This is a genomic window from Psychrobacillus sp. AK 1817, from assembly GCF_008807035.1.
GTDB lineage: Bacteria > Bacillota > Bacilli > Bacillales_A > Planococcaceae > Psychrobacillus > Psychrobacillus faecigallinarum.
Window position 1 is genome coordinate 479,985 of the sequence record NZ_CP031739.1, and the last position, 24,129, is coordinate 504,113.

25 protein-coding genes are annotated in these 24,129 nt (G+C 36.3%); 4 read left to right on the forward strand and 21 right to left on the reverse strand.

Translation table 11 applies throughout. The features are described from left to right. Position 1: 1 nt before the first annotated feature. From D0S48_RS02455 to D0S48_RS02490, 8 genes are all read right to left on the reverse strand, one after another. The gene (locus D0S48_RS02455; RefSeq protein ID WP_151113668.1) at positions 2 to 895 is read right to left on the reverse strand and encodes an intracellular short-chain-length polyhydroxyalkanoate depolymerase; all 894 of its coding nucleotides are present in this window, start codon (positions 893 to 895) and stop codon (positions 2 to 4) included. Between the two features lie 2 nt (positions 896 to 897). Continuing rightward, the gene (locus D0S48_RS02460; protein ID WP_151109859.1) at positions 898 to 1,920 is read right to left on the reverse strand and encodes a 3-oxoacyl-ACP synthase; all 1,023 of its coding nucleotides are present in this window, start codon (positions 1,918 to 1,920) and stop codon (positions 898 to 900) included. Then, on the reverse strand, positions 1,917 to 2,930 hold the full coding sequence (locus D0S48_RS02465; protein ID WP_151109861.1) for a branched-chain amino acid ABC transporter permease: 1,014 nt from the start codon (positions 2,928 to 2,930) through the stop codon (positions 1,917 to 1,919). The genes D0S48_RS02460 and D0S48_RS02465 overlap by 4 nt, the downstream gene beginning before the upstream one ends. A 7-nt stretch (positions 2,931 to 2,937) precedes the next feature. Beyond that, the gene (locus D0S48_RS02470; protein WP_144536461.1) at positions 2,938 to 3,798 is read right to left on the reverse strand and encodes a branched-chain amino acid ABC transporter permease; all 861 of its coding nucleotides are present in this window, start codon (positions 3,796 to 3,798) and stop codon (positions 2,938 to 2,940) included. A 13-nt stretch (positions 3,799 to 3,811) separates the two neighbouring features. After that, the gene (locus tag D0S48_RS02475; protein WP_151109863.1) at positions 3,812 to 4,519 is read right to left on the reverse strand and encodes an ABC transporter ATP-binding protein; all 708 of its coding nucleotides are present in this window, start codon (positions 4,517 to 4,519) and stop codon (positions 3,812 to 3,814) included. Further along, positions 4,503 to 5,270 carry an ABC transporter ATP-binding protein gene (locus D0S48_RS02480; RefSeq protein WP_151109864.1) on the reverse strand — a complete coding sequence of 256 codons (768 nt, stop codon included), beginning with the start codon at positions 5,268 to 5,270 and terminating at the stop codon, positions 4,503 to 4,505. The genes D0S48_RS02475 and D0S48_RS02480 overlap by 17 nt, the downstream gene beginning before the upstream one ends. A gap of 106 nt (positions 5,271 to 5,376) precedes the next feature. Further along, complete coding sequence (locus D0S48_RS02485; RefSeq protein ID WP_151109866.1) at positions 5,377 to 6,618, reverse strand: substrate-binding domain-containing protein; 1,242 nt, start codon at positions 6,616 to 6,618, stop codon at positions 5,377 to 5,379. Positions 6,619 to 7,346: 728 nt separating this feature from the next. Continuing rightward, positions 7,347 to 10,559 (reverse strand): AfsR/SARP family transcriptional regulator, encoded by a 3,213-nt coding sequence (locus tag D0S48_RS02490; protein WP_191963856.1) that lies wholly within the window; start codon positions 10,557 to 10,559, stop codon positions 7,347 to 7,349. Positions 10,560 to 10,678: 119 nt separating this feature from the next. On the opposite strand from D0S48_RS02490, the gene D0S48_RS02495 reads away from it, so the two are divergent. Next, a complete protein-coding gene (locus D0S48_RS02495) occupies positions 10,679 to 11,221 on the forward strand; it encodes a GNAT family N-acetyltransferase (protein WP_151109870.1) in 543 nt (180 codons plus the stop codon). A 262-nt stretch (positions 11,222 to 11,483) separates the two neighbouring features. Here D0S48_RS02495 and D0S48_RS02500 read toward each other — a convergent pair whose 3' ends face one another. The 4 genes from D0S48_RS02500 to D0S48_RS02515 all read right to left on the reverse strand — a co-directional run bounded on the left by D0S48_RS02500 (position 11,484) and on the right by D0S48_RS02515 (position 16,404). Beyond that, the gene (locus tag D0S48_RS02500) at positions 11,484 to 11,894 is read right to left on the reverse strand and encodes a GNAT family N-acetyltransferase (protein ID WP_151109872.1); all 411 of its coding nucleotides are present in this window, start codon (positions 11,892 to 11,894) and stop codon (positions 11,484 to 11,486) included. A gap of 3 nt (positions 11,895 to 11,897) precedes the next feature. After that, entirely contained in the window at positions 11,898 to 12,947 is a 1,050-nt protein-coding gene (locus tag D0S48_RS02505; protein ID WP_151109874.1) for a serine hydrolase domain-containing protein, read from the reverse strand. A 128-nt stretch (positions 12,948 to 13,075) separates the two neighbouring features. Next, complete coding sequence (gene acnA / locus D0S48_RS02510; RefSeq protein ID WP_151109876.1) at positions 13,076 to 15,784, reverse strand: aconitate hydratase AcnA; 2,709 nt, start codon at positions 15,782 to 15,784, stop codon at positions 13,076 to 13,078. 122 nt (positions 15,785 to 15,906) lie between these two features. Then, positions 15,907 to 16,404 (reverse strand): DinB family protein, encoded by a 498-nt coding sequence (locus D0S48_RS02515; RefSeq protein WP_151109878.1) that lies wholly within the window; start codon positions 16,402 to 16,404, stop codon positions 15,907 to 15,909. Between the two features lie 1,299 nt (positions 16,405 to 17,703). Between D0S48_RS02515 and D0S48_RS02520 the strand changes: the two genes are divergently transcribed. Continuing rightward, positions 17,704 to 17,952, forward strand: coding sequence for a GlsB/YeaQ/YmgE family stress response membrane protein (locus D0S48_RS02520; RefSeq protein WP_144536478.1), 249 nt, complete (start codon positions 17,704 to 17,706; stop codon positions 17,950 to 17,952). A 108-nt stretch (positions 17,953 to 18,060) separates the two neighbouring features. Here the strand turns inward: D0S48_RS02520 and D0S48_RS02525 are convergent, their stop codons facing one another. Then, positions 18,061 to 18,732, reverse strand: coding sequence for a lytic transglycosylase domain-containing protein (locus D0S48_RS02525; protein ID WP_151109881.1), 672 nt, complete (start codon positions 18,730 to 18,732; stop codon positions 18,061 to 18,063). Continuing rightward, positions 18,722 to 19,138: an EAL domain-containing protein gene (locus tag D0S48_RS02530; RefSeq protein ID WP_370455750.1), complete on the reverse strand. Its 417-nt coding sequence runs from the start codon at positions 19,136 to 19,138 to the stop codon at positions 18,722 to 18,724. The genes D0S48_RS02525 and D0S48_RS02530 overlap by 11 nt, the downstream gene beginning before the upstream one ends. Before the next feature lie 598 nt (positions 19,139 to 19,736). Here D0S48_RS02530 and mscL point away from each other — a divergent pair. Further along, positions 19,737 to 20,114 carry a large conductance mechanosensitive channel protein MscL gene (gene mscL, locus D0S48_RS02535; RefSeq protein ID WP_151109885.1) on the forward strand — a complete coding sequence of 126 codons (378 nt, stop codon included), beginning with the start codon at positions 19,737 to 19,739 and terminating at the stop codon, positions 20,112 to 20,114. A gap of 139 nt (positions 20,115 to 20,253) precedes the next feature. Here mscL and D0S48_RS02540 read toward each other — a convergent pair whose 3' ends face one another. From D0S48_RS02540 to D0S48_RS02555, 4 genes are all read right to left on the reverse strand, one after another. Further along, positions 20,254 to 20,844 carry an SCO family protein gene (locus D0S48_RS02540; RefSeq protein WP_144536482.1) on the reverse strand — a complete coding sequence of 197 codons (591 nt, stop codon included), beginning with the start codon at positions 20,842 to 20,844 and terminating at the stop codon, positions 20,254 to 20,256. Positions 20,845 to 20,934: 90 nt separating this feature from the next. Then, positions 20,935 to 21,063 carry a YvrJ family protein gene (locus D0S48_RS02545; protein ID WP_144536483.1) on the reverse strand — a complete coding sequence of 43 codons (129 nt, stop codon included), beginning with the start codon at positions 21,061 to 21,063 and terminating at the stop codon, positions 20,935 to 20,937. Positions 21,064 to 21,428: 365 nt separating this feature from the next. After that, positions 21,429 to 21,641, reverse strand: coding sequence for a DUF2922 domain-containing protein (locus D0S48_RS02550; protein ID WP_151109887.1), 213 nt, complete (start codon positions 21,639 to 21,641; stop codon positions 21,429 to 21,431). Positions 21,642 to 21,660: 19 nt separating this feature from the next. Beyond that, entirely contained in the window at positions 21,661 to 21,876 is a 216-nt protein-coding gene (locus tag D0S48_RS02555) for a DUF1659 domain-containing protein (RefSeq protein ID WP_151109889.1), read from the reverse strand. Between the two features lie 116 nt (positions 21,877 to 21,992). Here D0S48_RS02555 and D0S48_RS02560 point away from each other — a divergent pair, with 116 nt between their 5' ends. Continuing rightward, on the forward strand, positions 21,993 to 22,454 hold the full coding sequence (locus D0S48_RS02560) for a DUF2621 family protein (protein WP_144536487.1): 462 nt from the start codon (positions 21,993 to 21,995) through the stop codon (positions 22,452 to 22,454). A gap of 13 nt (positions 22,455 to 22,467) precedes the next feature. On the opposite strand, the gene D0S48_RS02565 is transcribed toward D0S48_RS02560, so the two are convergent. From D0S48_RS02565 to D0S48_RS02575, 3 genes are read right to left on the reverse strand one after another with little or no spacing between them, the layout of a single operon-like run. After that, entirely contained in the window at positions 22,468 to 22,953 is a 486-nt protein-coding gene (locus D0S48_RS02565; RefSeq protein WP_151109891.1) for a CcdC family protein, read from the reverse strand. Positions 22,954 to 22,993: 40 nt separating this feature from the next. Then, a complete protein-coding gene (locus tag D0S48_RS02570) occupies positions 22,994 to 23,359 on the reverse strand; it encodes a response regulator (protein WP_151109893.1) in 366 nt (121 codons plus the stop codon). Positions 23,360 to 23,375: 16 nt separating this feature from the next. Next, complete coding sequence (locus tag D0S48_RS02575) at positions 23,376 to 24,086, reverse strand: cytochrome c biogenesis CcdA family protein (RefSeq protein WP_144536493.1); 711 nt, start codon at positions 24,084 to 24,086, stop codon at positions 23,376 to 23,378. Between the last annotated feature and the right edge of the window lie 43 nt (positions 24,087 to 24,129).

The window sequence follows — 24,129 nt, forward strand, 5'->3', positions numbered from 1 at the left end:
ATCATCTCTCCTCCTTTAAAAACTTTTCGATAGCTCCTAACAATTGCCCGAGATCATCGATAAGGGGAGAGTGACCGCAGTTAACTAAAGGTATATATGTAGCATTGTCTCCTAAATCTGAAACTATTTCTTGTGTCATTTCCTCTGTGACTACATAATCTCGATCTCCTCGAAGTATTAAAACTGGAATCGTTATGTCCTTTGCCTGATTGGAACCTTTTGACACCCCGTTATGATCAGCGCCAATATTAAAAGTATTTAAGCTATGATACACATCTGCTAAATTTCGTTGTGTCAGCATATCCTCTAGATACTCTTCATATAACTGCTCATTCGGTTTACTATGCGTATAAATTACAGCATCCCAAACTGCCCTTAAGCCTTCTTTATTTTTTGTATCGTACAAACCCTGCATGGCTTTCGTTTTAGACGGATCTTCTTCGATTTGCTCTATAGTTTGTAATCTTTCTGTATAGTTAGGTGTACCATCTGCAGTCGTACCAAAGAATGGATATCCTCTAGTGGAAGCAGAAGCCAATAAAATAAGCTTCTCGCAGTATCCGGGATTGTCGATTACAAACTGCATACATATTGCCCCACCGGTAGACCAACCGATTAAATCGAATTTTTCAAGTGCAACCGAATCTATAAAATCCTTGAGATCATTCGAAAAATCTTTTATCCCATTTACTCGAGTATAATAGGTTGAGCCTCCAAAGCCTCTCAAATCAAGGGCGATTACAGTAAAAGAATCATCAAATGCATCAATTAATACATCCCAATGCTTAGATGAAGTCATATTGCCATGAACGAGAACGATTACGCGATCACCTCCCTCTCTCTTTCTATAAGTGATATACTCCCCATTTGCCAATGTTACTTTTTGCAATGTCATGTTCATATTTTTCTCCCTTCAGTTCCCCATTTAACAGCTATTGCTCCCCATGCATAGCCAATGCCTGCACTAACTAGAACAACAATATCTCCACTCTTTATTTTCTCTGATTTTTCCGCTAATTCCAATGATATAATTTGATCCATTTGTCCGATGTGCCCATAATCACTTAAATAAATCGATTGTTCCTTAGTTAAGCCTAACTCACCTAATACATAATCATGAGCTGATTTTTTCATATGGAGGATGGCAAGATAATCTATGTCCTTTTCACTGTATCCACTTTTCAATAATGCGTTACGAACAACTTTTAAAAAATTGTCCATAGATTTTTGTTCTAATCTTGCCTTCATCCCCTGTGGGTCCATTACATCTAAACGATACATACCGTTTTCCAAGAGTTCAGAGGTTAGAGGTTGCTTGGTTCCCCCAACTGGCACCAACACGTCCTCTGAAAAAGAGCCGTCCGTGATTATATCTGACTCTAAAAGAATATTTTTATCGTAATTTCTTTTTAAAATCATCGCCGCTCCTCCTGCTCCCAGGTTAAACATGAAACGAGTACTTTCGTTTGTATAATCAATAAAGTCACTGTTTCGATATCCTCCAGCAAGTAAAACCGTTTGGATAGAAGGATCAGCCAACATCATGCTCTTTGCCACCTTCATCGCCATAATTGTTGTTCCACAGCGTAGTGCAACATCAAAAGCCCAAGCGTGAAAGGCTCCTAGCTCCTCTTGTATCTTAATAGCAGCTGTCCACAGGGGGTATTCCTTATGTTCTTCCCCTATATAAATAATTAGATCGATAGATTTTGGATCCACATTTCCTTTTTGTAACGCTTTTTCTGCTGCCCATATTCCCATAGCAACTGTATGATCGTCTCTCCCTGGTATCGGCTTTTTTGATATACCCATTTTATATTTGACGACTTCTAGAGGGAGATTGGATTGTGTAGCGATATCTTCAGCAGTCATAACTGCTTCAGGAATATATATACCAGTACTGACAATTCCTATGCTCATTTAGCTAACTCCCTTCTTTTAGGAGCAACTTCAACTTTATGTTTCTTGTTTTTCCTTTTCCAAAAAGCTTGTTGAATAGTACCAACAATGCCTCTAGGAAAGAAAATAACAGCGAGAATATAAACAACCCCGAAGAATATGATCCATCTTTCAAAAATCGGATGTTCTTTTGCAAGTCCGGAAAGATAATGCTGAGCTAGCTCTATAACCCCTGCGCCTATAATTGGACCTATTAATGTGCCTACTCCACCAATAATTGTCATTAGTAAGGCATCGAGCGTAATATCCATTGTGAGCACGCTTGTATTAACAAAGCGTAAGGATATTGCATATAACGAGCCAGCAAGACTAGCAACTACTCCAGCAACTACTGAAGCAATTACTTTATAATGAAGCGTATTGAATCCAAGTGACTTGGTTCTTTGCTCATTTTCCCTCACTGCAATCAAAACCTTACCAAGCGGAGAATCTACAAATCTTCTTAAAAATAGGTAAACTAGCAGGAGGCTTCCAAGCACAAATAAATAAAACACCATGCGATCTCTAAAAACCTCGGGGGCTCTAAATGTAAAACCGTCATTTCCATAGGTTAAGGTTCTCCACTTTTCCGCAAGGACGAGAAACAGGCCGGATACTGCCATGGTCAGCATAGCAAAGAAGTGACTTTTTAATCGGAGCGTCAACAACCCAACTAAAAAGCTGATGACACCTGCAATAACCATCCCTACAGCTATTGAAAGTAAGAATGTTCCAACTGTAGACTCAAAATGATTTAACATAATCGCCGTCGCATATGCTCCCATCCCGAAGAACATAGCGTGACCGAAAGATACAATGCCAGTATAGCCGAGCAAAATATCATAGCTCATCGCTAATATAGAAAAGATGAATATTTGAGTCAATAGTATAGTCCATGTCCGAGAGTCTGAGACAAATGGAAATATGGTAAATGCCGCGACAATTACTAACAGCACTCCATGTTTAATTTGAAATGTAGATTTTAACTTCATCCTTGTATCATCCTTTCGCAGTAAACAAACCTTGCGGACGGAAGATTAATACGACTGCCATAAGCAGCATATTGACCGCAAGTGATAGAGCTGGAACATAATACGCCATGAAGCTTCCTGCTAAACCTACTAGAATAGCTGCCAGCAATGAACCTGGAAAGCTACCCATTCCTCCAATGACCACCACGATGAAGGCTAATATCGCATACTCCATTCCCATTTCAGCGTATACAACTCCAGAGTAAGGTGCCATTAAAGCACCTCCTAAAGCCGCGAGCGCTGCACCTGTCATAAATACATACAAAAATACCTTTTTAATATTAATACCTAACGCCTGCACCATTTCCTTATTCATCACACCAGCACGTACTGTCAGTCCGATTTTCGTACGCTTTAAAATAAATTGAAAAATACCGAATACGATAAAACCAATGCTAATGATAAACAAACGGTATTTAATAATAATGACATCTCCAAATTCCCAGCTTCCAGCTAACAAAGGTGGAACTTTTGCTGCCATCTGATTTGGTCCAAAAACGACCTTCAGCATTTCAGAAAGCACAATCATAAATCCTAAAGTTATTAATATTTGTTGTACATGGTTCCCATAAACAGGTGTAATAATTAGCTTTTCCGTTATAAAACCTAATATTACACCTGTTAAAATGGCTCCTATAATCGCTAAGGTAAAGCTATCCGTCAAACTGTAAAACCAAACACCAGAAAAAGCTCCCCAGGCAAATAGGCCCCCATGTGCAAAGTTTAAAACATCCATTAATCCAAATATCAAGGTTAATCCAGCTGCCAATAAAAAAATCAACATGCCTGTCGCCAATCCGTTTATCAATAAATTGATGATTAACTCCATGTAGCTTCCTCCTTCACCCGATACCGAGATATTTTCTTTTCAATTCTTCATTTTGGATAAGCTCGCTCATTTTCCCCGACTGAACAGTTTCACCATCATCGATTAGTGTATATGTATCTCCGATTTTGCTGGCCATCATAAAATTTTGTTCTACCAGGATAATGGTTGTTTGCTTCTTCATTTCAATAATTGCTTCCATAACCTTTTCAATAACGACTGGTGCTAGGCCCTTGGAAGGTTCGTCTATTAGTAAAAGCTTACTTTCATTTACAAAAGCCCTAGCCATCGAAAGCATTTGTTTTTGTCCTCCAGATAAGTGTCCACCATTCTTTTTCCAAAACTTCTTAAGATCTGGGAATAGCTCTAGGACATATTCTTGTCTTTCTTTTGCAGCATCATCTTCCTTACGCATGGCTACCTTTAGATTTTCCTCGACTGTTAAAGCTCCGAAAATACCTTGATCCTCCGGTACATAGCCGATACCGCCTGATGCAATCTGGTGTGTATGCTGGGAGATAATAGACGAACCCGCGTATTTAATGATCCCTTTAGAAGCAGGTGTGAGGCCCATTATTGTTTTCAAAGTGGTCGTTTTCCCTGCACCGTTTCGACCAAGCAGCACACTCACCTCTCCAGCCTGTGCTTCGAAGGAAACTCCCTGTAAAATGTGATATTGTCCTATAAACGTGTGTACGTTATCTAATTTAAGCAAGGTGCTCATCGTATAACCCTCCCAGATATGCGTTTTGAACAGTTTCATTGTTCATGATTTCTTCAGGGCTACCATCAGCAAGCAGCCTTCCATTGAACAAAACCATGATAGAGTCAGAGAGATCCAAAATCATATCCATCTTATGTTCAATCAACAAAATCGTCTTGTCACCCTTTTGCTTAATCTGCTTTATCACATCCAATATAGCCGGAACCTCTTCTAAGGACATTCCAGCTGTCGGTTCATCCAACAATAGTACTTCCGTATCTAAAGCAAGAAGCATGGCAATTTCTAGTTTTCTCTTTTCTCCATGAGAAAGCTCATTGGCAAGTGAATTAGCTTTCTTAGACAGTAAAACTATCTCGAGTAATTGTTCCGCTTCAGTCCGAAATTCTTGATAGCTACTAAAATGACGAAGCATCTGATAGCGGACTTTCTGCTTTGATTGCACAGCAAGACGTACGTTTTCCATGACAGTCAGATTAGGAAAAACATTCGTTATTTGAAAGGATCTACCAAGTCCAATTCGAGTCCTCTCTATGGAGGAATACTTAGCCATAGATTGACCTTTAAAGAAAACCTCTCCTTCTGTTGGCTTCAACTCACCGCTGATTAAATTAAAAAAGGTTGTTTTTCCTGCACCATTTGGGCCGATAATGGATTTAAAGTGTTTGTTTGGCATAACAAAATTTACATGATCTACTGCTGTCTGGCCGCCAAATTTGATTGTCAGATTTTCAGTTCTTAATATAGGCTCCATACGATTTGACTCCTCTCTTCTATCACTAACCTTGCTTTAGAAAGAATCTATAGCAAGGTTAGTGACAGGCCTAATGAATGTTAGGCTGTCACTTGCTTCAATATAGTTACTTCTTATTTAAAATTGGTGGTTCCGTTTCCTCAGGTGACAATTCACGAATCAGCACTGGTACTGGGTAAGCAATGCCTTCCTGCTTTTCTAACTTAATAGAATATAAGGATTGCAGGGCTTGATGATCATCCGGACGGAAAGTCATTTTTCCTTTAGGTGTTTCAAAGGACATTCCTTCCATCAATTTAATCAATTCATTCGCATCCGTATCACCATCAGATTTTTTTAAAGCTTCTACTATGGCAATCGCAGCTGACATCCCTCCAGGCGTGAATAAATCTGGTACTTCTCCATTGAAACGCTTTTTATGTTCATCTACTAACCAATCATTTATCTTATTGTCTGGTAATGTGTGATAATAAACCGAGAATCCTTCCATACCAACTAGCGGTTCCATAATAGAAAGTGCCGGGATATCTGGTGCGCCAGTAGAGATTTTAATACCTTTGTCTTGCAATTTTAGATCAGCAATTTGGTTCCATGGGGAGTTAGCACCAGCCCAAACAACAAACAGATAGTCTGGTTTTGCTTGAATCACCTTTTGTAGGTTCGATGTAAAATCCGTAGCGGCAGGGTCAGCGTATTCTTCTAATACAACCTCTGCTCCTAACTTTTCAGCTGCGGCTTTAAAGGCAGAAACCCCATCCCAACCGAAGGAGTAATCAGGCGCAAATGTCGCTATCTTTACTCCCTTTTTTGCAATAGCAGCTGCTCCTGCAACCGCATCCTGTGAAGAATTACGAGCAGTACGGAATATATATGGATTAAACTCTGATCCAGTAATACTGTCTGCAACTGCTGGTTCAACGATCATAATCTTTTCATATTCCTCTGCAAGGGGGAGAACTGCTAATGTATCACCGGAGCTAGAGGAACCTACTAAGAAATCAACCTCATCTTCTTCCAAAAGCTTCGTTGCTTTTTGAACCGCAACCTCAGGCTTAGTTTCTGTATCCTCAAATACAACCTCGATTTTTTTTCCTGCTACCTCCATCGTCCCGTCTGTAGCATACTCTAAGCCAAGCTCAAAACCATTTCTGGTTTGCTTTCCATAGGACTCAAGCGCTCCTGTTAAAGAAGCAAGAACCCCAATTTTAATAGTCCCGCCTTCCGTCACCTCACCCGAAGCAGGAGTGGTTTCACCTGACTCCTCACTAGACTTAACAGAATCCTCACTACAAGCGGCAGTAAAAATAAAAATCAATAATAGCGTTAAAAACAAACTCCATTTTTTCAATATTCCATACCTCCTAAATAATTTTGTAAGCGCTCTCATGCTTCGCTTTAAATGTACATAAGAGGAGTTACAAATAAGTTACAAGCTTTTTTTGTAGTATCATGTTTATGAAGAAGGCATCAGGGGCTTAAGTGACTTAGTTACTTTTTTTATGCTTGTTTATGGAAAGAAGACATTTTATAAGCGAATAAGATTCCCCCTCGCTACCTGCAAATACTAGGAGTTTTATAATATTTTACATATGAGTCCATTTCATAAATAGCGTTTTACTAATTAAACACGAACATTCTTAGGTATTGATTGTAGCGAAAGGCGGACTCCTGTTGGATGTGTGAGACAGATAAGCCATCATATGAAAGCATCCACCTGAAGCGGTAATCAATTATACTTAATTCTTATATAAGCATATGTTTTTTGGTATTCCCTCATAATTATTCGTGTTTCTCTTTAAGAATAGGAATTATGAAATTGATTAGGTAAAGAATCAAAATATTATTCATACAATTAAAAAGCATATCCATTAAATTGGATACGCTTCTATCTGGATAAGCCTCTAGTTCTATAAATAAAATGTCAACCATTTACAAAATATTTGACGAGCTTACAGAGCCGATCAGCATCAAATTTAGAATCGCTTACTAGTAGCCGTGTTGTTATAAATCTGCTGTAATGAATTTTCTCAGCGAAATATTATATTTGATGCCATATTTTTAAAACTTAAATAATCCTTAGCCAAAATTCACAATCATCTCATACATTTGAATAGTCGTTTGCATAGGTTCTACACGAAGCTCATCATGTAAAGTTGCTACACATCGTTCATACCATTTAACTGCCTGTGTTCTATTTTGCATTTGATAATAAGCAAACATAAGCAAACGATATGCCTCTTCCCACGTAGGATCTATCCTTATGAGTTTCTCAGACCAGTATATCGTGTTCTCGAAATCCTTTATACGCGTACTCGTTTGAGCCAATCTTTCTAAAACTAGCATATACTGTAGCTCTGTTTTCTCACGGTCATGAGAGATCCATTCATTGGCAGGATTATCTTCTAGAAGGCTACCATTATAGAGTCTCACTGCCTTTAATAGATGTTCTAACGCTAACGATGCAACTTTTTCATGCATTCCTAGTGTTACGTAATCATTAAATGTCTCTAAGTCACTATTAACAACTGCTTCTGGATTAATACGGTACATTGATTGTTTACGGAGTATAAAAAAAGATTCTCCTCGCGCTTGCCTTTTTGGTTCTATAACTTTAAGCAGCGCATTTAAGACAACCTTAAAATCTCGATCATTTGTTTTTTCATCCTCTTTCCATAGGTTTCTTATTAATTCTTCCTTAGGTACAAAGCGATTTTTATGCAAATATAAAAAAGTAAGAAGCTCCTTCGACTTTTCTCTTTGCCATTTCCTTTCTTCTACTTCATGAATACCCATAAATAGAGAAAAGGAGCCTAGAAGCTGCAGTCTCAGAGAATATCCTGGGTAAGGTATATCATCTCGCACATCTAATTTTTCTATCAATTTTTGCAAGAAAGGATCTTTGTTTCCTTTTAGAAGTAAGCTTCCCTTTTTAAGAAGGGGATAATTGACCTGTAGATCCACTGGACCAAATACGGTTTTTTTCAGCAGAAAGAAAAGAAAATTATTTTCCACACACATTCTTGCAAATTTCAGTAAGGAACCTAAAAAAGGTTCACTCATTTGAAGCTCAGCATAAATACTAGAAAGCCAGTAGTTACTAATCATTTCTCCGTATATATCTCTATTTTTATAAAATAATGCATTTGCTTCCTGACATGTTGCTTCAGCTTTGTCTAAATCACCATTTTCATAATAAACAATGGACAGGCCAAGCATAATATAAGCAGATAGCCAATAATCATTACTTTTGATTGTTTCACGCAATCCCATTTCACCGTAATCAATAGCTTCCTGAAGCTTCCCCTGCCTAGACTTTAAAATAGAAAGTCCCAAGTAAGGCTCGGCTTTAGCTCTTGAAACATCTAAGTCTTCCATTCGTTGTACGGCTTTTAAGTATAGAGATTCAGGTGTCTTTTGATCAAATGGATTGTACAAAATTTCAGAATGACCCTTTCTAATCCACCCCACTGCCTCCACGAAACCTGACTTTTCTTTGATGCCTGTTTCGATGCCTTTATTAGCAGCTTTTTTAGCTTTTTCGATTTCTCCTGTCAGTGAGTAAATAAACGAGAGTAAGATGTCAGTTTCTCGATGAGAATCGGGAATAGCTATTTCATCTCCTAGCCTCGATTCTAAAACCTGAACTGCGTCATTGAGCAGCCCGGTTCTTAAATAGATTCGCGCATCCAAATTACCATTCCTTAAAATAAATGGATCTAAATTCTCCATCGATACCCATTCACTAGCCTCTTTGGCTTTTCCTAAATTAACTAGATTCTCAGCATGAAGCCTTTTTAGAGAGTTCTGTTCCTGAATCGATATTTCCTCACTTTCATTTGCCCATCTAATGGCTTCCTCTAAAAATGATTTTGCTAATGCAGGTTGAATGGTATCTAAATAAATATGTGCCATCCCTGCATTAGCTCTGCTTATAAATAGAACATTTCGCTTTGTCTGAGCAATATCTAAACACACTTCATATGATTTCCTGGCTTTTTCATAAAAAGCCCGATATCGATGACATTCACCTTCAAAATAATAGAGTTCGTAAAACATTTCCCTAGTAGTAGGAGACAAATGATCCTTCATCAATTCTAACAGCCAATCGAATTGACCAGCCATAATCATTGAGTTCGCATTCTGAATAATCATTTCAGCTAAAAATAGCTCATCTTTAGATTTTTCTGCATGATAAATAGCTTGTACGATATTATTTTGCTCTTTAAAAAACCAAGATACTTTTTTATGTGTTTCATAATACAGTAAAGAATTTGTTTGGAGCCACTTATCTTCTAAAAATTGTTGAAACAATGAGTGAAATCTATAAGTGTTAGAGTCACTTAACCTTTGGATGAAAGAGTGACTTGAAGTTAGCAACTGTAACTGAACAAGTCCTTCTTCACCAAAGAATTCCTTTATTTCTATTGCTGAAAAAACTGGAAAAATACTAAAATTCAATAAGGAATGTTGATTTTTGAGGGTCATATTAGAAAATACTTCTTCCGAAAGATAGGAAAATAATTCATTCAATGCAAAATCAGAAAGATCTGCTATCACTTTGTTTGATTCCGCTACTTGTATGGCAATCAATTGTATTGCGATAGCCCACCCCTCTGTTAGCTTTAAAACGTTTTCCGCTTCTACACTTGTAATTGTTTTATCAAAGTAATCTTCAAAGAACACTTGAATTTCTTCCTCGGTAAACATAAAATCTTTTTCCTTTATCTCCACTAATTGACCATTTAACTTAAGCTTGAGTAGAACTGTCCATTTTGGTCGAATCCGTGAAGCTATAACCATATTGATAGAAGGAGGAAGAAACTCTATTATTTTTTCAATTACATAATTAATGTGAAATACATGATCAACCAAATGATAATCATCTAAAACAATTGTAAAAGGGGTGCCCATTACTGAAAGCTCATTACTGAAAAGAGAGTACCACCTAGTTAGCTCAGCCTCCTTTGGATACATGAATAGAAGGCTATCCTCTAGGAGACTGCTTCCAAACGCTGGAACAACTTTACGAATGCTATGTACTAAATGGCGTAGAAAAGGAAGAATATTATCATCCTCCTCCGATATGGAGTACCATGAAAACGTTTCCTTAGAATCTTGAAAATATTGAGCAAGGGCAGAGCTTTTTCCAAAGCCTGCACCACTATGTAAGAGACAAACTTTTTTGTCCGCTTTACTTTTCAATTTTTTAATTAGAGAAGACCTTCTCATATAATTTGAAGAAGGAACCGGTGGATTAAGCTTAGACAGTAAGATAGTTGGTTGTTCCATCGAATACCCCCCAAAGAAAATGCCATTTATATAACCATATCCTAACATACAATTTAATTGAATAGAAAGATAATTACAGTTGTGTTAGAATATAAGAATTATAGAAAAGGGGTTTTGAGATGAGCTTTCCAACATTGTCTACAGAGAGATTAAAGTTAATAGAAATTAAAGATGAACATGTGGCTAGTATTTTCTCCATTTTTTCCAATGAAGAAGTCATTAAGTATTACGGGATGTCCCCGTTTACAAGAGAAGAACAAGCTGATGCGTTAGTTAAATCATTTGCTACAGGTTTTGAGCAAAAAAAATCTATGCGTTGGGGAATAGAATTGAAAGAAACTGGAGAGTTAATTGGAACTGTTGGATTAAATAACTTATCTTTAGCTAGTAAAAGAACAGAAATTGGCTATGAACTATTACCTGGCCATTGGAGAAAAGGAATAGTGAGTGAAGCTGTTAGGGCTGTTATAGACTATTGCTTTAATGTTTTAAATCTATACCGTATAGGAGCAGTAACATTCCCTCAAAACGAGGCCTCTTTTACGTTACTTTTAAATCTAGGATTTGAAAAGGAAGGTTTGTTGAGAGGGTATCTATATCAAGATAACAGCTCACATGATGCTTTCATCTTTTCCCTCACCAAGCCTGATTGGAGAGAGTAATCTTTTTCTTTATGTGAAATTTGCTTCGTTTCTTCCAACGAACCGAAGCAAATTAATGTCTATCAAAAATGAGACTAAATGAATAGGAAATGCCCCATGATAAAACTATAGAAAATAGCCCTTTTTCAGCTAATCCTTATACAAATCTAATGAATATTAAATCGCTATGATTATATTTATTCATTTGCTTTTTCAAGTAAAAAATGCTTACATTTTAAGTGAAAGTATTATTAATTAGTAAACACAAACCGTAATTAAGCACTCATTTAAAAATCCACGTATTAAACCCATCAACTTGTTCTTGTAGTTTCCAATCCATCTTGTGATAATATTGGTTAAATTTTGATTCAATTGGACATAGAGCTACGATTGGCGCATCATTTATAAAGAGAAGCATCTTTTTTAAAACACCTTTACCACGATACTTTGAACTTACAGCAAATTGATAAAGTGAAATAGTATTGGCTGTTTTTCTTCGATAAAAACGAATTGCTCCCACAACATGCCCATTTTCTATAGCTAGTATCATTTGGTTTCTTCTAATAGCAGCTTGAGTTCCAAGAGGGCATAAAAACTCTTCTGAATATATCTCGCTACTATTGGGATTTAAGTTTTCTTTGAAGAAAGCTATTACATTAGGTATAGAAGCTGGTTTAGCTAATAAGATATGCATTTTTTACCCCTTCATTTGGCTCAGTAAAGAGTCATATATTTCTCCGATAATTCCTTCCAATTGATGTACCCCTAGTTCTGCATTTGTCATTATGACAGCACCTTTCTCCAAATATGGGTATGCTACCATCATACATTGAAAGCCCACTCCCCATCCTAGTGATGAGATTTCCAGTTGGTTCTCAGATTCCTCGAGAAATACACCAAGTCCTGCCCATTTTTTTCTTCCTTGTGAACTAATTAACTCCTTTGCTCCTCTAGCAGAGATACCGGTTTTACTTTCACCTTTCAAAGCATTCATTAATTCTTGGACTAATTTGGCTATATTTTCAGAGGTTGTCCATAATCCAGAAGCAGCTGGATATGGATATAAAGGATACTTTTCATTCACTACTTCTCCGTTTTTGTTATGACCACACGAAATGTTTTCTTCACTCATACTTGCTGCTGTCATAGCATAGTTACTATTCTCCATTTCTAATGGTGTAAATATATGCTCAGTCATAACTTGGATGAATGATTTTTTCATTGAGTCTTCAATTACTTGCTGAATTATACAGTAGCTAGCATCTGAATAATGAAATTCACTTTCAGGTTCATATGTGACTTCAATTGGGCAATTATTATAGGGCGTTTTTCCTTCTAGTAATTCCACCATTGTTGGAGTGCCATTACTTGCAACATGCTCTGGAAAACTATTGATAGGATCTACAATTCCAGATTGATGGCTAAGTAAGTTTCTTAAAGTTACTCTTTTTAAGTTAGTAAAATCATTCTCTGGGATATTCCAAGATATAAGTTTCTCGTTAACATTTTCATCTAAATCTAAATCCCCTTGTTGGACGAGTTTTATAACCAACATTCCAGTTAGAAACTTACTAATAGAACAAGCGTTAAAAAGAGACTTCTCGTTGATAGCTCTTCTGCTTCCCACCTCTAAAACCCCTTGGTTTATGCATGCACTGATTTGTCCCTGATCAATTAATGTAATACTTACTCCTGGCACCTTATAGTAATGCATTCGATCTGCCAGATGAAAGTTTTTTAGTCTCATGTAATTTCCTCCTACAACTCGTTATCTATATATTAACACGAATGTATGTTCTTGTAACGAATATTTCGTTAATTTACACAAAAAAAGAGCCCTAAATCATATAAGATTTAGGGCCCCGTTTCTATCTATTATGCTTCTAGCATTTTGTTACGTAACACCATTTGAAGGATACCGCCATGACGGTAGTAATCTACCTCAACCTCTGAGTCGAAACGAGCAAGCACATTGAATTCTTTTACAGAACCATCTTCTGCTTTAGCTGTTACTTTCAGGATATCACGAGGTTTAACTCCTTCAGCAATATTCACACTAATTTCTTCTTTACCAGTTAAGCCTAATGTTTCAGCATTTTCACCTGGTAAGAAATTAAGAGGTAAAACACCCATCATCACAAGATTTGAACGGTGAATACGCTCAAAGCTTTCCGTAATTACTGCTTTAATGCCTAAAAGATTCGTTCCTTTAGCTGCCCAGTCACGAGATGATCCCATACCATAATCTTTTCCGCCAATTACTACTAAACCAGTACCTTCTTCTTGATACTTCATAGCAGCATCATAGATGGACATGATTTCGCCTGTTGGCCAGTAAGTAGTATATCCACCTTCTGTGCCAGGAGCTACTTGGTTACGAATACGAATATTTGCAAATGTACCGCGCATCATTACTTCATGGTTACCACGACGAGAACCATATGAGTTGAAGTCACGTACTTCTACACCATTTTCACGTAAGTATTTACCTGCAGGTGTATCTTTACCAATTGCACCAGCCGGTGAAATGTGGTCAGTAGTAATAGAGTCACCAAATTTGGCTACTATGCGAAGACCATCAAGTGATTCAATTTGACCAGGTTCCTTAGATAATCCTTGGAAGAATGGTGGGTTTTGAATATAAGTTGATTTGTCATCAAATGAATATAGTGATTCTGTAGAAGTTTCAATTGCATTCCAAGCTTCGTTTTCATCGAATACACGTGCATATTCCTTTTGGAATAGTTCACGAGTAACCACTTTAGAAAGTACTTGGTTAACTTCTTCAGTAGATGGCCAAATATCAGCAAAGAATACTTCGTTGCCATCTTGGTCTTTACCAAATGAATCTTTTTGTAGGTCAATATCTACAGTTCCAGCAAGAGCATAAGCCACAACTAATGGTGGTGAAGCCAAGTAGTTAGCTTTTACTAATGGATGCACACGACCTTCAAAGTTACGGTTACCAGAAAGCACAGAAGTTACGAATAAATCTTCGTCAATAATCGCTTTCTCGATTTCAGGCAACAATGGACCAGAGTTACCGATACATGTAGTACAACCATAACCAACTGTGTTGAATCCAATTTCATCAAGGAATTTGTCTAGTCCTGAATCTTGTAAATAACCAGTAACTACCTTAGAACCTGGTGCTAATGATGTTTTTACATATGCAGGTACTTTCAATCCTTTTTCTACAGCTTTTTTCGCAACTAAACCAGCTGCTAGCATAACGTATGGGTTAGATGTGTTTGTACAAGAAGTGATTGCAGCAATTGCAACAGCACCAGTTGGCATAACAACATCTCTGTCTTCAAATTTTACAGTTGCAGATTTAGCAAACTCTTTTTCTGATAATCCGAAGCCTTGTGTACCTTGAGGAGCAACTACTGCTTCACGGTAACGAGATTTCATATCAGTAAGGGGAATTAAATCTTGTGGACGTTTTGGTCCTGAAAGATTTGCTTGGATTGCACCAAGGTCAATTTCAATAACATCTGTGTATACAGGCTCTAAAGTTGGATCAAAGAACATGTCGTTTGCTTTTAAGTAAGCTTCAACAACTGCAATATGTTCTTCTTCACGGCCAGTTAGACGCAAGTATTCAAGTGATTCCTCATCGATAGCGAAGTAACCACAAGTAGCACCATACTCAGGAGCCATGTTAGCAATAGTTGCACGGTCAGCAAGTGGTAATTTAGATACTCCAGGGCCGAAGAATTCAACAAATTTACCAACAACACCACGTTGACGAAGTACTTGAGTAACTTTAAGCGCTAAGTCAGTAGCAGTCGTTCCGTTTGGAAGATCTCCTATTAATTTCACTCCGATAACTTCAGGAATTGGGAAGTATGAAGGTTGACCAAGCATTCCTGCCTCAGCCTCAATACCACCTACACCCCATCCAAGTACACCAAGACCATTGATCATTGTTGTATGTGAGTCAGTACCTACTACTGAGTCTGGGAATGTTTCTAATGTACCGTCAGTTGTTTCGTTTACGTGTACGATTGGCGCTAGGTACTCTAAGTTAACTTGGTGAACGATACCAGTTGCTGGAGGTACAGCACGGAAGTTATCGTATGCTGTTTGAGCCCATTTTAAGAAGTTGTAACGCTCTGCATTACGTTCGAACTCAAGATCCATATTAGCTTGTAAAGCTGAAGCAGTACCATATTTATCTACTTGTACTGAGTGATCGATTACAAGGTCAACTGGAATAGCAGGGTTAATTTTGTCCGGATTACCGCCCATTTCGTTCATCGCAGAACGTAATGCTGCTAAATCAACTACTACTGGTACTCCTGTGAAATCTTGTAGTACAACTCGAGAAGGTTTAAATGGAACTTCTGCTTCTGGGTCTGCATCTTTACCCCATTTTGCTAATTGTTCTACATGTTCATCTTTAATAACATATCCATCATGTTGACGTAGCACAGACTCTAGCAATACTTTAATTGAGTATGGTAGACGTGAAACGTTTGCAATTCCTGCTTCTTCTAGAGCTGCTAAACGATAATAAGTATATTCTTTTCCATTTAGCGTGAAAGAAGTACGGCTATTGTGTAAGCTATCTTTTGCCATTAGTAATCCTCCTAATATCTATTGAAAAGACTCTATTCAAGTAACTTTTCTCCATAACTAATCATAACTTATCTCTATTGATAAGTAAATTACATTAAAATTATTATAAGTAATAATTAATTCTAATGACCTTTTATCTTTTTGATTGTTTTCTCTAATTGCTTCAAATGACGTTTTTCATGTAATCCTACGAATGGAAACCACTGCACAAGTGGTACTTGTCCAAATAAAGGATGCTTTAATGATTTTTTTTGAAATACCTGATAATCATTATCAGCATATACTTTTAATAATTCCATTCTTGCCTCATGCAATTTATTTTTCATCACCTCTTTTGTCTCATAATCAGGCTTTGGCACTGTATGTTTAGGTGCCTTTACTTTGATCAATCGGAAAGTCGAAACCCCAATAGGCTTCTTTTTCACTTGTGGGCTTTGAGGATTGGCAAGTTCAGCCTTTATTCCTTTTACAATGGTATTCTCCATCTTAACTAAGTGTTCCATAATTTCCTTTGGCGACCAAGCATTATTATCAGGTTTTTTATTAAATTCTTCCTCTGTTAAGGAATCTACCAGACGGAATAGATCCGCTCGAATTTCATTATTTTTTTCTAAAAACATTTTATACCTCCACTAAGCTTTGTTTACATATCTTTTAACTTATACCCATTTCCCTAGTAATACAATCTAAATTTCACAACATATTCTTATTTAGTTTATACTTAGATACGATTTTCACAATTCCAATTTATATGAAAAGACATGGATGTTCTCTCCAGGAAATTTGATAATTATCCAAGGTTGATAAAATCACTATAAATAACTCAAATTTAATAATTAAAATTTGTCACGAAGCATGGTTTACTCCGCTCGATTTAAAACTAGACAACTCTTAGTCCTTTATCTTATCGTATTAAGCAAATAAAAAAGCAGAGAAACAAGATTTCTCTACTTTAGGTTTATTAAAATTTAAAATTATAAATTATTTATTTAATGAAAGGAACTAAATTCGATAATAATATCCAAGATGAGGATTGTATGAAATATAGCAAACCAAATTGCTTGTTTATTTAGCTTTTTTGTTTGTTTTTTATCCATTTCTTAATCGCTCCTTTTTAGATTGTAATTTTCCATTTGAGTTTATCTCAGAGCTTTAACAATAAAAACGAACATTTATCAATTTGTTGCTAGATAAAAATACGCAACGATATTAGCGATTGACTGAGACTGGAGACATTACAAAAGTAATAATGGAAAAAGGTATAATATTTTGCCCTTAACCTGCTTAATAAAAGAAAACGCTTGGAACAGAAATCAATAAACCTTATCGATTTAATAGTATATATTTGATTTCTACCCACATTATTCATGTTTTTTATTTGAATAAGCTCTTTTAAAATGGTTAATCTAAGTGAGAATTTTATCAAACTCATCCATACTTATATTAGAGGTATTGTTTTTCATACTTATGGGTTTTTGATTGTAGTGGCCTTTATTGCATACAACTGTATCTTAAAGGGCTAAAACCTGAGCAACCGATCTAAAATAATATAGAAGTCTTGCTCCATTTGATTTTGAATGTAAAAGAGAAGCAATTCATTCTAGGTAAATTAGTAGTACTACAAAATATTCTTGATATGAGGGTAAGAACATTTGGTAATTTTAAGATTTATTTAGTCAGTTTATGCAAGTTTATATGCAGTAGGCAAACAATCTTAGAAGCTCATAATTCTAGATTGTCTACAGTAGCGTATGAAGATGGAGCTTCAAGTTTTATCGAGGTTGGAGACCATGGGCGGTAATTATTTAAATATTCCTTAAGTGCGAATTTTTTTAAATTAATTAGGTATGTTTAGTTTCTGTTGAAGTTGGTTATATAAAGAGTGTACAAGATAACAATTATTTGAGGAGATGAAGACAATGGGACTAATTTTATACTTAATCATCGGTGGGATCATCGGTTGGCTAGCAGGATTAATTCTTGGTAAAGATATACCTGGAGGAATTATAGGTAATATTGTAGCAGGTATTATCGGGGCATGGATCGGTGGAATGATTTTCCCTGACTTGGGTCCAGTTATTTGGGATATGGCAATTATTCCTGCATTAATCGGAGCAATTATTTTAGTAGCAATTTTAAGTTTGATTTTAAAGAGTATGCGTAAGTAATCAAAAAAATTATACGTACACCAAAAAGGGACGACTATATCATAGTCAGTCCCTTTTTCATTGTATTTGTTGAAGTGAAAGCTAAATGCTATTCACCGTTAGAAGTTCTTATAGTCCATCCTGAACGGTAGCAGTTTGGAGTGTGGCAAGCTGTTTTTCATAAAGATGATAAAAGTGGAGCACGTCCTCCACATATTTATTGCTACGGTTATAGTTAAAAATGGCTTTTTCAATTTCACCATCTGCTGCACCGCTTGCTGCCAAGTAATTAGCAGCACTGTAGATAGCGTCCTCTAAGTCAAAAGGATCCGCATAACCATCTCCATTTGCATCTATACCATATCCTCCATATTGGGCTATTACTGCAGGGTTTATTTTATCCTCTTCAGGTATTTCTCCTAAACCAAGTCCACCACAGCTAGGATGCGACCACCCAACAAAGGTACATGGCATAAATTGCATATGGCCCTCTGCCCCCACTGGTGATAACAAAGGATCCATAGTAGAAAACTTGGTTTCGATTCGATGGTGTGCAGCGAGAAGAGTCCAAGGAATCCCATATTCATCCGCAGCATCTTTATAAATTGGTATGTATTCCCCTGGAACATCTATCTTTGTCGTTGACTTTTGAATAGATGTCGCCCATTCCTGGACCGCAGGTATTTTACGAAGCTCCTGCCAGCTGACTATTAACAGAACATATACTGTGATCGTTACTGGCAACAAGAGGATAATACTCCACAGCTTCCATTTATATGATTTTTGTTTCTTAGATGTCATTCTTAAAAGCCACCTTTTCATTACTTGCTTCAGAATACTCCTTCAATAAATGGTTTAAAGTTAACGCCTTATTGAAGAAATAGCTTTGGAGGTAATGGCAATCTAAATTCTTTAAGCAACAAACCTGATAAGGGTCTTCTACTCCCTCGGCTAAGATTTTCACCTCCAAGTTATGAGCTAAAGAAAGGATGGATTGAACGATTGACCTTGTTTTAGATTTATGTATCTCTTGTGTGAAGCTTTGGTCAATATTAATAATATTCCCCGGAAGCTGTTCAAGATGTTTAAAATAAGAGTAGCCTGTGCCAAAATCATCCATGGCAATTTGAAATCCGAATTCCTTTAATTCCTGAAGGAATCTGATGACAAAGTATATTCCATAATAATTGAGTCTGTGATTTCCAATACAATCTTGTTTGGGGAGATATTGGTCTCATGCAGTATTAGCTTTGTACGCTAAATATAATCCTGTTGATAAAATTGTCTAGCTGAAACATTTATGCTAAAAAGTAATTTTTTACCTAAAGATTTCTCTATAACAAGAAATTCTCACATGTTTCTCTTAATACAAAGTCACCATTCTAGATTATTAATCCACTTTATCAGCTAGTGAAATAAATTCTCCTAGAGAAACAAAATTACCTTCATATCTCTACCCTAGCAATGATTCTACTCTAATAATCTCACTAGTACTAGTTGAAATTTGTGGATGAAAATTTTAAAAAAGCTCGTTGTTAAGCACCCTATTAACAAGAATTGAAAGTTCTATATGGTAAGGAATATGCTTTAATACACCTAATTTCTTAACTTCACGTATATATTAATACATTCTAAAGGATAGAGCTCTATATGTTTTCTTTAAGTTCATGGGTGCCCCCACCCTACCTAGCCATTTCTCTAAGAAAACAATAGCACAAATTGACAATAACTGCATAAAAAATTGCGAACTTTCTATTTAAAATATATACTATTTTGGATATTCAATAACGGGAGGTGAAAATTTTATGTGGAAGGACTTTAAAGAATTTGCATTCAAGGGTAATGTATTAGACCTTGCAGTTGCCGTAGTAATCGGAGCTGCTTTTGGAAACATCGTTACATCATTAGTAGAAAATATCATCACTCCTTTAGTAGGAATACTGTTAGGAGATATAGATTTTACTAGTATTAAATTAGGAGAACTCCTAATTGGAAATTTTCTTCAATCAGTCTTCAATTTTTTAGTGATTGCATTTTCTATTTTCATATTTATAAGATTACTATCTAGATTTAAACGTAAAGAAGACGTGGTTGCAGCTACACAAGATGCTCCTCCTGTGGACTCAAAGGAAGTATTGTTGGAAGAAATTAGAGATTTACTAAAAAAACAAGCAAACAATTGATATACATAAGTTTCTCTTCCAGGTAAAACGAATTTCCGGCAGTAAAAGTAGTCAAAAAAATACCCCGTAAATATTAGTTTAGGAACTAATATTTACGGGATAATTTATTATTTACAGACTTTTTTCGAGAAACAGCTTATTATTGGCCTTCTTTAATTAAAGTTTCGATATCGATTACTATTTCTTCTTTTGGCACTTCTTTAACCCCGCCGTAGTTTTTTACAGCTACTCCATTTTGATCGACTAAATAAAAGGAAGATCCGTGAATCACTTGGTCATCGTTTGGATTGTTGCGAACAAGTGCTTTAAATGATTTTTCAGCAAACTGTGAGATATACTCTTGAGAATATCCAGTTAAAAGCTCCCATTTACTTTCATCTGGCACCTCATACAATTCCAGATATTCTTTTAATACTTCAGGTGAATCTACATCCGGATCTACGCTGAAAGCCACAATTTTATAATCCTCAATACCTTTTTCCTCTAACATTCCTTGTATTTCTGTAAGGTTAAAGGTCATTGGAGGACAGACCGTAGTACAATTAGTAAAAATAAAAGTAGCTAACCAAACGGTTCCTTTTAAATCATCTAATGATACCTCTTCGCCACGCTGATTATCAAAAGCAAAATCTTCTATCTCCCAGTTAGTTTGGGCTTTAAAATCACTGCTGCCACATCCTGCGAGGACCAATATACTTATTGTTAACATAACTAATAATTTCTTCATCATATGACCCCTTTATAACATCATAGCCTAATCTTATAGAAAGAAAATAATTCATTCAACTACTCTGTCTCAGATATTTCAACAGTTTTGTGTCTACACTTTACTTAAGGACAACAGTGCGTTTTTTATTTCTTCAAGCTTGCTCTCAACTCTGTGCATTAAATAGAACGAGACAAAGATGGGAAAGCCTATATCTTGAATAACCATTAGCCACTGCTCCATCGGATATCCTCCTTCCTAGTAACTTTTAGAAAATACATATTCGTACCATAACAAAGATAGGTTTTAATACACACCTCAGAAATGTCACAAAGCTTGTGAAATTACTAAAGAGCTATGAAATATAGGTCACCTCCTTTATGTCACATTTAGGGACCACAAATCTACACAAGCATTTGGAAAAATGTATATTTTCTCTGTTGCTTTCAAAAAGGCCCTCCTAAGGAGAGCCTAATGTTTAGAAAAGTAATAATGACGAACTTGTTCCCTATCAACTGTTTCGAATCTTTAAATGACAACAAATTATACGTGAGCTATGGACAAAGATATATGTCTGCAATCTAAGCTCGGGCTAGTTAGCATATTTGCTAGATTATTTCATTAACGTTTCGATTTACTACCTTCGCGCTTTTGATCGAGGTTAAACTAAAGCTTTCTGCATGAAAAGCATCACTAGTAATAATAGCTTGCATTCCAGCTTCAATTTCGTTTCGAGTCAGGTTTTCACGAGGGTCATCAACGCTCAAAAGTACTGCTTTTCCGTTTGACGATTCAAATTGCATTTGTAAAGTTTTAGCCATGATTATTCCTCCTTATTTTTTAGTTAAGATTAGATGTTTGTATTTTCTCTGCCCCCACAAATGGGCTAGTAGAAAATCCCGAAAGAATTGTTACCGCTGCTTCTAGCTGGTCTGCGTTTGCATTTGCCTTTACATTGCGATACGTTTTTGACTTTGTTTTCATTTTCCCATCTGTTCCAATTCCTGCTTCAAAAGTTATTCTTAAAACTGATTGTTTATGTGCCAAGTTTGCCATCTGAATCACCTCCTCTCACTCTCTATATAGAAAGTTTTTAGCAGAAAGGATACATTCATGATGAAAATTCTTTTCAAACGCTTTATACTAATAATTAGAAGAATGAGGTGAAAAGATTGTTAGATGGATGGTTTTTATGGTTTATACTTTTTTGGGTTGTTGTCTTAGTAGTTTTAATGGGAATTGGAGGATTCTTCATGTTCCGAAAATTTCTCAAATCTATGCCTAAAAACGATGGTAAATCGGATCTCGACTGGGAAGAGTATTATGTAGATAAAACAATTCACCTTTGGAATGATGAGCAAAAAGCTCTGTTAAATGAGCTGGTTGCTCCGGTTCCTGATTTATTCCGACCTGTAGCCAAACAGAAAATTGCTGGTAAGATTGGTCAGATTGCCATAGAAGAAAATGCTACTGCAATCACACAAGAATTGTTAATTCGTGGATATATTATCGCCACCCCTAAAAGAGATCATAAATTTTTGCGGAAGAAACTCAAGGAATTGGCTGTAGATGTATCTCCTTTTGAAAAGTACTTTGCTTTATCAGAAGACAGAAAAAAAACGAGCACCCCTTAGTGGATGCTCGTTTTTATATTGACTGTTTTTGTATTTTCTTAAACTTTATGAACATTGCTATTCTCCATGGAACAATCATTCCAAATGCTAAAATCCAAAACATTCCACTTAGTGCTCCCACATCTATGCTGGAGCTAAGTATTATCTTCCCTATTAATCGAATAATTAGTAGACCGATTAATATAAAGATAAATGCCTTCGACTGCTTAAGATAGATTTCCCCATCTTTGTATTCGAACTTGGATGTCCATATGAGAATAATGGAAAATAGCATTCCAACTAGTAGTGCTTCGCCAATTTGTGCTAACGTTACTCGAAAGAAAGGAAACACAAACATTAGTGCTCCGGTTGACATAAATAGAGGCGGTAATAAGATTTTTTTTACACTTGCTGGTCGCTTTGCAGATTTTGCTCGCAAGGTCGTCACCAGTACTCCCATACCTAGCGCAATGACCGTAGAAACAATTATCATAACATTGGCCGGAACTATATCAAACATTGGTATTCCCCACATCATATAAATTCTTCATTTAAATTTTTTAAAACACTTCAGTTACATTACGTAACACATTAATAAGCTGATCAGGATCAAAAGGTTTGGTGATAAAATCCTTCGCTCCGTATTCTAAAGCATCTACAATTAGTTTTTGTTGGCCAAGTGCAGTGACCATAACAATCTTCGCATCAGGAAATTCAGTAACGATATGCTTTACAGCTTCGATACCTGTCATTGTCGGCATGGTAACATCCATTGTCACCACATCCGGTTTTAAATTCCTATATTGCTCGATCGCCTCAAGCCCATTAGTGGCTTCACCCACTATCTCAAATTGATGATCTTGTAGCATTCGTTTAATCGTTGTTCGCATGAATACCGCATCATCCACTACTAAAACTGTCGGCATATTATTGCCTCCTTACTTAAAATCCGGTAAAGTCTCCAAAAATAGGGCTTAAAATACGAATTATATAAGTTAATCCGTCGAAAAACAACAAAATTCCTAATGCGATCATAATATAGCCACCGATTTTAACAATCAGGTTACTATTTTTACGAATCCAGTTCAAGCGTGTTATAAAGAACGAAAGGACAAAGAAAGGAATAGCAAAGCCTAATACATATGCGAGCATATACCAAACACCTGACCCAGGGTTAGAACTAGCTAATAGCAATACAGAAGCTAAGATTGGCCCTGTACAAGGTTGCCAGCCTGCTGCAAAAGCCATACCGATTAATGCAGTTCCTATGTAACCAGATGGTTTGTTTTTAAACTGTAATCTTTTCTCCTTCATTAAAAATTCAGGTTTAAAAACGCCGACTACCATTAATCCAAACGCTACGATAAATATAGCACCGACCTGACGTATCAAATCATCGTATTGAATAAAAAATGTTCCTACAAAGGAAGTGGCAAAACCTAATGCAATGAATATGACAGAGAAGCCAAGCAAGAAAAACAAAGTATGAAGCATTCCTCTTTTTTGCATTAGCTTTCTATCGGTTTTAAGTTCTTCTAAAGACATTCCAGTAATATAAGATAGAAATGCGGGATACAACGGTAAAGTACATGGGGAAATAAAGCTTAAAAACCCAGCACCGAACGCCAGTAGTAAATTAACATCTGAACTCACGGCAGTCTTCCTTTCCGAATTACTGTTCCTATCGTATCAAATT